This is a genomic window from Pseudomonadota bacterium, assembly GCA_022572885.1.
Lineage (GTDB): Bacteria > Pseudomonadota > Gammaproteobacteria > Steroidobacterales > MnTg04 > MnTg04.
The window spans coordinates 25,266-33,713 of sequence record JACZVC010000030.1; the positions used below are offsets into that span (position 1 = coordinate 25,266).

The following is an 8,448-nucleotide window of genomic DNA, read 5'->3' on the forward strand; positions in this document are numbered from 1 at the left end:
CATTGAAGCGGCAGTTTAATAGGCCCGGCAAAGCATTAGCTGCAGGCAGTCGAAAGCGGAGACCCCCATGAAAATCCCCGAGATACTGGTTATTGAATCTGTGCAGAAAGCCGGCAGTCTGGCCAGCATTTTGCAGGTCATAGCCGATGATGGCCTGGTGGTGGAACACCTGCAGTCGTTGCGCCGCGAGCAAGGCAAAACGGTCTGGGAAATCACGCTGGAAATGGATGAGGAGACTGATCGCAGTCTGTTCCAGAAAATTGACGCATTGCCTAACGCCCGATTTCTTGGCAAGTCGGATCGGGTCTTCGATCGTCATCTCGGCGGAAAAATCGAGACCAGGTCGCGGGTCCGCATATCGTCACTGCAAATCCTGCGCGATATTTACACGCCGGGCGTGGCCCGTGTTTGCCTGGCAATACAGGATAATCCAGAGAAGGCGTGGCTATATACCAATATCCACAAGACGGTCGCGGTGGTGACTAACGGCACTGCGATACTGGGTCTGGGCGATATCGGGCCAGTGGCGGGGATGCCAGTCATGGAGGGCAAGGCCGCCTTGTTCGCGGAGTTGGCGGGGTTGTCGGCGGTGCCGATATTGCTGGACATTAAGGACCCGCAAAAAATCGTGGATACCATCGAGGCCATGGCGCCGTCGTTCGGAGCCATACAACTGGAGGATATCAGGGCGCCCGAGTGCTTTGAGATTGAGCGACAGTTAAAGCAAAGACTGGATATTCCGGTCCTGCATGACGATCAGCATGGTACCGCCGTGGTGGCGCTGGCCGCGCTGATCAATGCCACCAAGAGGGTAGGCAAAAACTTGCCGGGAGCTGTCATCGGGCAGATCGGCCTTGGCGCCGCCGGTATCGGCATCGTCAGCTTGTTGAAGGCCCAGGGCAGCTGCGAGGTTCTCGGCACGGATCTCAAAGCCGATGCCCGGCAACGGCTTGAGAAACTCGGCGGCAAAGCGGTCACTATCGAGGAATTGATGGCGCGCGCCGATTTTGTCATCGCGACCAGCGGAGTCAAAAACCTGATCAAGCCCGAGTGGGTCAGGGACGGCCAGGTGATCCTGGCCCTGTCCAATCCCGATCCGGAAATCGAACCGATCGTTGCACTTGAACAGGGCGCGGCTTTTGCCGCCGATGGCAAGGGCATCAACAATGTGCTCGGCTTTCCGGGGCTGTTCAAGGGTGCATTGGCGGCCAGGGCCAAAACCTTCACCCGGGAAATGTTGCTGGCGGCGGCGCATACGCTAGCGGACCTGGCCGGGCCGGATGACCTGGTCCCGGATGCGCTGGATATCGATGTGCATGACAAGGTGGCGGCGGCGGTAGCCGAGGTGGTCAGCGGATCGCGCTAGTACCTCACACCCAGGCGGCGGTATATAAATCCGAGCAACCAGATCGGACCGATCATCAGGAACTGGATATCCTTGAAAAAGCTGGGTTTCTTGCCTTCGATACGATGACCGACAAACTGGCCTATCCAGGCCAGGACAAATACGCTGACCGATGCAGTCAACATGGGTAACCCGGCGGCTTCCAGCGTGTGCAGGATATAGGCAAACAGCGCCAGCACGACGCTCATTCCCGCTCCCAGCGAGGGAGACAAAGCGAAGTAATAAACCAGGGCGAGGACCATGACGACGGTGGACCAGTTTAGCCACGATGACAGGCTGGCCATCGCGGCAGGTACCGGCGCCGCCCAGAGCATGCCGAGCACCGTCAGCAGGATCAACGGTACACAAATCCAGTGGATGGTCTTGTTGGTCGGGTTCTGATGGCTTTCGCCATAATCGTTGAACCAGTCGTCGGCTGGGCGCATGATAATCTCCTGCGATCGGTACGCTAAATCTACGTCCTGGAAGAGATGCGGGCAAGTCCAGGACGTGAAAAATCGGATCTGAAATCAGGAGCACGGATGAATCTACGACTGACCCTGGGGCAGCGAGTCCTGCAGTATTTCGCCAACTCCAGCTTTCTGAGCGACGCCCGGCGGATGGAGCTTTACCCGCCCTTTTTCCTGATGCGGATCAAGGTGCTGGAAATCAGCGAACACTGGCGGGAAATTCGCATGCTGCTGCCGTTGAATACGATTTCAAGAAACCCGGGCGGGGTCATGTTCGGCGGCTACCAGGCGGCGCTTGCGGATCCGATTGCGGCGCTTGCGTGCGCCCGGGTGTTCCCGGGATACGCGCCCTGGACCCGGGCGATGACTATTGATTTTCGCCACGGCGGGAGCACCGATCTCGAGTTGCGATTCAGCATGAAAAAGGAGCAGGAAGAGCAGATCCGGGCGGAACTGGCGGAGCGGGGGCGGGCGACCCCCACCTTTGAATACGGTTTTTACCTGACCGACGGCACCCAGTGTACGCATATCGAAAACACGGTTGCGATACGGCCGCGTGGTTATGTCAAGGCGACGACGCCACCAGCGGATACGGAAGGATTCTGATCTGTGTGCGGTCTGTTCATTCATCGTTCATTCAGCGTTTAGCGATACAATGAAGCTGGAACAACAGGGAGGATTTCCGATGAGTAGCCGATTATCACGTATATCCATGACGTTTTTGGTGGCAGTTCTTGTTGCCGGTTGTGAGACCATCAACCCCTATACCGGTGAAACGCAGACCAGCAAGGCGACCAAGGGCGCGCTGATCGGCGCTGCCGCCGGCGCCGTGGTCGGGCTTGTGACCGGCGACAGCGCGGTCGAACGCAGGCAGCACGCGTTGATTGGCGCTGGTATAGGCGCCCTTGCCGGCGGTGGTATTGGTTATTACATGGATGTTCAGGAAGCGAAGCTGCGTCAGAAAATGGCGGGTACCGGGGTTAGCGTTACCCGTGTCGGTGACAACATCACCCTCAACATGCCAGGTAACATTACATTCGAAACCGCAAGCGCCAACCTGAACGGGGATTTCTTCCGCGTGCTTGACGGCGTTAGCGAAGTCACCAAAGAGTTCGAAAAGACGCTGATCGAAGTTGCCGGCCACACCGACAGTCGAGGCTCGAACGCCTACAACCAGAGTCTCTCGGAGCGCCGCGCCGGAGCAGTTGCCAGCTACCTGGAAAGCCAGGGCGTGATGCCATTGCGGATTATTACCGTGGGGCTGGGCGAAGACATGCCAGTGGCAGATAACTCGACCAGTGAAGGCCAGTTATTGAATCGCCGCGTCGAGTTGACGCTGGTGCCGATAACCGGCTAAAAAATTGGGTCAATCTGCCATCGCTTGGCGCAATTTGCCGATCGCAGCTACCTCGACCTGGCGAACCCGCTCCGCGGAGATGCCGTATTCATCGGCCAGTTCGTGCAAGGTTTCTTTTTCATCGGTCAGCCAGCGGCGCTGCAGAATATCGCGGCTGCGTTCATCCAGCGTTTCCATAGCTTCGGCCAGTTGCATGCTGGACTGCTGCTGCCAGTCTTCCTGCTCGACCAGTTGCGCCGGGTCGGGAGTCGGGCTGGGCAGATAAGCGGCCGGCGAATAGCTTTCCTCGTCACCGGCATCGGGCGCCGGATCCAGGGACAGATCACGCGCCGACAGGCGTTTCTCCATTTCGTAAACTTCACGGGTCGAAACCCCAAGGTCGTCCGCGACTGCCTTTGCTTCGTCCTGGCTCAACCAGTTGAGATTTTTCTTGGCTTTGCGCAGATTAAAAAACAGTTTGCGCTGCGCCTTGGTGGTTGCCACTTTGACCAGCCGCCAGTTGCGCAGGACAAACTCATGTATTTCCGCGCGAATCCAGTGGACGGCGAATGAAACCATGCGCACGCCGACATCCGGATCGAATCGCTTGACCGCTTTCATCAGGCCGACGTTGCCTTCCTGGATCAGGTCGCCTATGGGAAGTCCATAACCGGTATAGCCCTTGGCAATATGGACGACAAAACGCAAATGCGAAACAACCAGCATACGCGCGGCCTCGAGATCACCATGGTCGCGCAGTCGGCGCGCGAGACTTTGCTCTTCATCGCGCGAAAGCACCGGGATCTTGCCAATAGTCTGCAAATACTGATCCAGGCTGCCGGCAGCGGCCGGGCTGGTCAGGGCGAAATTTTTCACCAACAGGGCGTTACTCATCGTCAAACTGTTCCTCCCAAAACGACACCAGTATTTTAGCACTCTATTGCTTAGAGTGCTAAATTCATCGCAGGTTCCGGCCAGACTAATAATTAAAAGAACGGAAAAACAATGAGTTACGGAAACAAGATCAGAATTCCGGATCCATGTCGCGCAAATGCCGCGATGCCGCAATCCACGATCCCAACCAACCCAGAACCGCGCCCGCAAGCAGCAGAAGCCCTGCCTCGTCCGCGGCGAGGCTCAACAGCCGGTAATCGCTGCCATAGAGGCCCGCGACCCGGCTCACCGGCTCTTTCAGCAAAAACCCGACTAACTGGACCAGCGCCACCGCCAGGATCCCACCGCCGACTCCATACCAAAGACCGAGATAAAGAAACGGCCTGCGAATGAATGCGTCACTGGCGCCAACCAGCTTGGCCACCTCGATTTCCTGGCGCCGGTTCAGGATATCCAGCCGGATGGTATTGCCGACGATCAGCAACACGCCCAGGGCAAGGACTGCGGAAGCGAGGGTTACCGCGCGGCGCACCGTATCCAGAATGGCGTGAAAACGGTGGACCCAGGCTGTGTCGAGTTGCACCAGGTCGACATCGCCAAGCTTTTTCAACTCGTCTGCGAGCTGCGTCGTCTGACCGGCGCTTTCGGAGTCGGCCGACGGCTGAACGACCAGCACATTTGGCAGGGGATTGTCGGTGAGCAGTTCCAGCGCCTCGCCAAAACCGGAGCCGATGCGGAATTCCTCCAGCGCCTGATCCGCGGTAATAACGGTGACTTTTTCGATTCCAGGCCGGCCTTCCAATTCCTTCGCCAGCGTCTGCGCCCGGCGCTCGCTGACGCCCGGCTTCAGGTAAACCGACCATTCCAGCGTGCTTTCCCAGCCGCCGCTCAATGCGCGGCCGTTTTCGACCATCAGGTGCAAACCCGCCGGCATGGAAAGCGCAATACCGATGACCGATACGGTCATCAGGCTGGCAAGCGGCTGACGCCATAATCCACCGAGCGCACCCAGCAGGTTTTGCACATGCCTGAGCAGGTAACCCAGCACGCGGCCCGGGATACCGATTTTACCGCCGCGCGGACTTCTAGACCGCGCCATGAAGTGACCCCGCCGCTTCGCTGTCGTCCTGCAGGCGGCCCTCGTGCAAAACGATTCGTCTTTTGCCCATCCGCCGGATCAGTTCGATATTGTGGCTGGCGATCAACAAGGTGACGCCGACTTCGTTAAAGCGAGCAAACAGATTCATGATCTCGAGCGACAGCTCCGGATCCAGGTTGCCGGTCGGTTCGTCCGCGATCAAAAGGTCGGGTTTGCTAACGACCGCCCTGGCGATGCCGACTCTTTGCTGCTCACCCGTGGACAGCGCCATAGGCAGCAGTTTCTCCTTGCTCAGCAGACCAACCTGGTCGATGGCGGCCCTCACCCGTCGCGCGGTTTCCCGCCGGCCCATGCCGGCGATCACCAAAGGCAAGGCGACATTGTCGAACACAGTGCGATCCAGCAGAAGTTTGTGATCCTGGAAAACCATGCCGATTTTTCGGCGGTACGCGGGTATCCGGCGGCGGCTGACCCTGGCAGTGTTTTGTCCGTTGACGATTACCTGCCCTCGGGTCGGTCTTTCGATCAGCGCCAGCAACTTCAAAAGCGTACTCTTGCCGGCGCCCGAATGACCGGTCAGGAAAACCATCTCGCCTTTTTCGATGCCGAGACTCAGCTCGGACAAGGCTTCGCTACCGCCAGGATATCGCTTGCTGACATGCTCCAGCGTGATCACGCACTTCCTCCCGGGCCTGCCACGAGCGTGCGGGCAAATGTCCTGGCATCGAAAGGCCCGAGATCCCCGGCAGATTCACCGACGCCGATGAAGCGCAGCGGCAGCGACATTGTCTGTGCCAGCGCCACGACAATTCCACCCTTGGCCGTGCCATCCAGCTTGGTAACCACCAGGCCGCTCAGCCCGATCGCCTCGTCAAACTGCCGCGCCTGCGACAGGGCGTTCTGGCCGAGGCCCGCGTCAAGGACCAGCAGGGTTTCCTGCGGCGCATCGGCGTCGGCCTTGCGCATGACCCGACGGATTTTCCTTAGTTCTTCCATCAGGTGCGACTGGCTCTGCAAGCGGCCGGCCGTGTCGGCCAAAAGCACATCGATGCCACGCGCTTTCGCTGCCGCCATCGCGTCGAAAATTACCGCGGCCGGGTCGGCGCCCGGGTTTTGAGCAATCACCGGGACGTTGTTTCTTGCGCCCCAGACCTGGAGTTGCTCGGTCGCGGCTGCGCGGAATGTATCGCCCGCGGCCAGCATCACGCGATAGCCATCGCCGGTCAGCCGCCTGGCCAGCTTGCCGATGGTCGTGGTCTTGCCCGCACCGTTGACGCCAACGACCAGGATCGTGAACGGCCCCGTGCCGCGCGGTATCGACAACGGTTGCTCGCACCGCACAAGAATCTCGAACAGGCTTTCTTCCAGCGCGGCCAGCAGCGCATCCAGATCCTTCAGTTCCTTGCGCACGACTCGCTGGTTTAGCGCATCGATAACCTCGCGGGTTGCATCCACGCCGACATCGGCCAGCAGCAGCCGTGTTTCCAGTTCCTCCATGACCTCGTCATCGATCTTGCCGCCCGGGACAAAGTCGGTGATATCGCGAGTCAGCCAGGAGTCACCTTTATTAAGGCGTTGCCGCACTCGCTGCAAAAACCCTGCCGGGTTCTGTCGTGACTCATCCGTGGCTGCGTAGGATTTTCGTTTTAGCATCGGTGTAGAGTTTACTAACCTCTGTTAATGCTAACCAGTCGCGGGCAGGAATAAAAAAGGGCGGCCCAAAGGCCGCCCTTTTTTGTCCTACGTACGCAGTTCTATGGCTGGGTGGAAACCACCGCCGGATTACTGATCAAGATAACCAGGCCCCCACCGGGTATTCCGGCAGCCGCGTTCCCGGCATGGAAGACCACGGTCTCCGTCATCATCTCGATGGTTGCGGCGAGGCTGGCCGTGGGATCGAGCTGCGAGCCATGGCTGCCTTCGGTGAAACGAACCACACCCTGTGAGACGAAGTTCGGACAGGGGGCCGCTCCACCACAGGCCGCAGCCGAGATGCCGGATAGCCCCATGACGTCGATCAGGCGCTCGGTCGCGCTGTTGGGTACGGTCGCGTCGCCGATGACCTCGATCATATGTACCGGCTGGCCCAGGGCTCCGGCCGCGAAATTCCACGGATCGGCCCCATCGATAGCGGTTTGCATGTCACGGAGGGTGTTATTGAACAACGATGTGCCCGGTGTCAGGCCCTGTGCCGCAAGCGCTCCGGTAACCAGCGCGCCGAAGGATTGCGAATCCAGGGCCAGTTGCAGAATCAGGCCGCCGGGGACGCCCAGTGTCGCTGACACGAAGTCATTGTTGTGGTGGGTCAACGCATTGATGCCGATCATGCTGCCCAGCGACTGGCCGACAAAATGCACGCGATTGCCATCGAGATCCGCCGCATCGTTGGCGCTGCCGTTGCCATCGACATCTATGATGCCGATCGTGCGGGCCAGTGCGATCAGATCGACCGCGCCCTGGCGCCACGCGTCGCGGATAGTCAGCGGGTTGCCCAGGTTCAGGAAGGCATGGAAACCAGACGGATCGACCAGCCCGTCAGGAACGGGGGCGAACGTCGCGTTGTCGATGGCATCGAGGTCAAAGGTACGTTCGGCACCTGCCTGGAAGAATATCGCTATCGGGTCAACCAATGGGTTCGGCTCGGTCAGCCCGTGCAACGGGTGATCGATCGCCACCACGACGAAACCAGCATCTGCAAATGGTTCGGCCAGTGCCAGCATATCGGTGCGGTTGCGGGTTATGCCATGCGCAAAAACAACGACCGGCCAACCGCCTGGCGGTGGTGCGCCAACTGCCTGCATCCAGGCCGAGGCGGCGTTGGGCACGGTCATCATCAGCGGTATACCAAAGGTGGCTGTTGCGACCGGGACCGGGTTGAAGCGATGGACAAAATTGGTCGGCGTGGCCGTTGGGTCCAAAGTGAAAGGCGCCCCGGTCCAGAACGAGCTGACCGGGTCACCGGTTGCCGGCGTATCGGCGTAGTAATCGACAAAAAGCTGGCCGACATAGATGTCGGCATTACCGCTCGGCAACCCCAGGCAGGCCGTGCTCAGAATTGGGAACGGACACCCCGGCACCGCGGCACCCGGGAATGGTCCGACCACGGCGCCCTGACCCACTGTCTGGGCTGCAGCCGCGGCCATGACGTTGCCGATCGACTGGGTGCGGAAATTGGCGCTGGAAATAATCGCTGCCGGGTTCATGCCGATCGCCCCGGCGATCGCCAGGTGAGCGCCGATCAGTTGCCGCAGGCCATCCAGCGTGG

General features: G+C 59.6%; 9 protein-coding genes. 3 read left to right on the top strand and 6 right to left on the bottom strand.

The genetic code is table 11. The features are described from left to right. Positions 1-67: 67 nt before the first annotated feature. On the top strand, positions 68-1,366 hold the full coding sequence (locus IIA05_10840; protein ID MCH9027600.1) for an NADP-dependent malic enzyme: 1,299 nt from the start codon (positions 68-70) through the stop codon (positions 1,364-1,366). On the opposite strand, the gene IIA05_10845 is transcribed toward IIA05_10840, so the two are convergent. Then, on the bottom strand, positions 1,363-1,830 hold the full coding sequence (locus IIA05_10845; GenBank protein ID MCH9027601.1) for a DUF962 domain-containing protein: 468 nt from the start codon (positions 1,828-1,830) through the stop codon (positions 1,363-1,365). The genes IIA05_10840 and IIA05_10845 overlap by 4 nt on opposite strands. Before the next feature lie 96 nt (positions 1,831-1,926). Here IIA05_10845 and IIA05_10850 point away from each other — a divergent pair, with 96 nt between their 5' ends. Together IIA05_10850 and IIA05_10855 are read left to right on the top strand one after the other, a co-directional pair. After that, positions 1,927-2,460, top strand: a complete 534-nt coding sequence (locus IIA05_10850) for a PaaI family thioesterase (GenBank protein ID MCH9027602.1) — start codon at positions 1,927-1,929, stop codon at positions 2,458-2,460. A gap of 79 nt (positions 2,461-2,539) precedes the next feature. Further along, on the top strand, positions 2,540-3,211 hold the full coding sequence (locus IIA05_10855) for an OmpA family protein (protein MCH9027603.1): 672 nt from the start codon (positions 2,540-2,542) through the stop codon (positions 3,209-3,211). A gap of 9 nt (positions 3,212-3,220) precedes the next feature. Here the strand turns inward: IIA05_10855 and rpoH are convergent, their stop codons facing one another. From rpoH to IIA05_10880, 5 genes are all read right to left on the bottom strand, one after another. Then, on the bottom strand, positions 3,221-4,084 hold the full coding sequence (rpoH, locus tag IIA05_10860) for an RNA polymerase sigma factor RpoH (GenBank protein ID MCH9027604.1): 864 nt from the start codon (positions 4,082-4,084) through the stop codon (positions 3,221-3,223). A 130-nt stretch (positions 4,085-4,214) separates the two neighbouring features. Beyond that, on the bottom strand, positions 4,215-5,183 hold the full coding sequence (ftsX, locus tag IIA05_10865) for a cell division protein FtsX (protein ID MCH9027605.1): 969 nt from the start codon (positions 5,181-5,183) through the stop codon (positions 4,215-4,217). Beyond that, positions 5,170-5,859, bottom strand: a complete 690-nt coding sequence (ftsE, locus tag IIA05_10870) for a cell division ATP-binding protein FtsE (protein ID MCH9027606.1) — start codon at positions 5,857-5,859, stop codon at positions 5,170-5,172. The genes ftsX and ftsE overlap by 14 nt, the downstream gene beginning before the upstream one ends. Then, positions 5,856-6,836 carry a signal recognition particle-docking protein FtsY gene (gene ftsY, locus IIA05_10875; GenBank protein ID MCH9027607.1) on the bottom strand — a complete coding sequence of 327 codons (981 nt, stop codon included), beginning with the start codon at positions 6,834-6,836 and terminating at the stop codon, positions 5,856-5,858. The genes ftsE and ftsY overlap by 4 nt, the downstream gene beginning before the upstream one ends. Before the next feature lie 101 nt (positions 6,837-6,937). Then, positions 6,938-8,448 (bottom strand): hypothetical protein (locus IIA05_10880; GenBank protein ID MCH9027608.1); only part of this gene is annotated, 1,511 nt, incomplete at its 5' end.

What these genes read in the sequence shown, in the direction of transcription:
- IIA05_10840 (MCH9027600.1), top strand. Translation starts at nt 68, where the DNA reads ATGAAAATCCCCGAGATACTGGTTATTGAATCTGTGCAGAAAGCCGGC.
- IIA05_10845 (MCH9027601.1), bottom strand. Translation starts at nt 1,830, where the DNA reads ATGCGCCCAGCCGACGACTGGTTCAACGATTATGGCGAAAGCCATCAG.
- IIA05_10850 (MCH9027602.1), top strand. Translation starts at nt 1,927, where the DNA reads ATGAATCTACGACTGACCCTGGGGCAGCGAGTCCTGCAGTATTTCGCC.
- IIA05_10855 (MCH9027603.1), top strand. Translation starts at nt 2,540, where the DNA reads ATGAGTAGCCGATTATCACGTATATCCATGACGTTTTTGGTGGCAGTT.
- rpoH (MCH9027604.1), bottom strand. Translation starts at nt 4,084, where the DNA reads ATGAGTAACGCCCTGTTGGTGAAAAATTTCGCCCTGACCAGCCCGGCC.
- ftsX (MCH9027605.1), bottom strand. Translation starts at nt 5,183, where the DNA reads ATGGCGCGGTCTAGAAGTCCGCGCGGCGGTAAAATCGGTATCCCGGGC.
- ftsY (MCH9027607.1), bottom strand. Translation starts at nt 6,836, where the DNA reads ATGCTAAAACGAAAATCCTACGCAGCCACGGATGAGTCACGACAGAAC.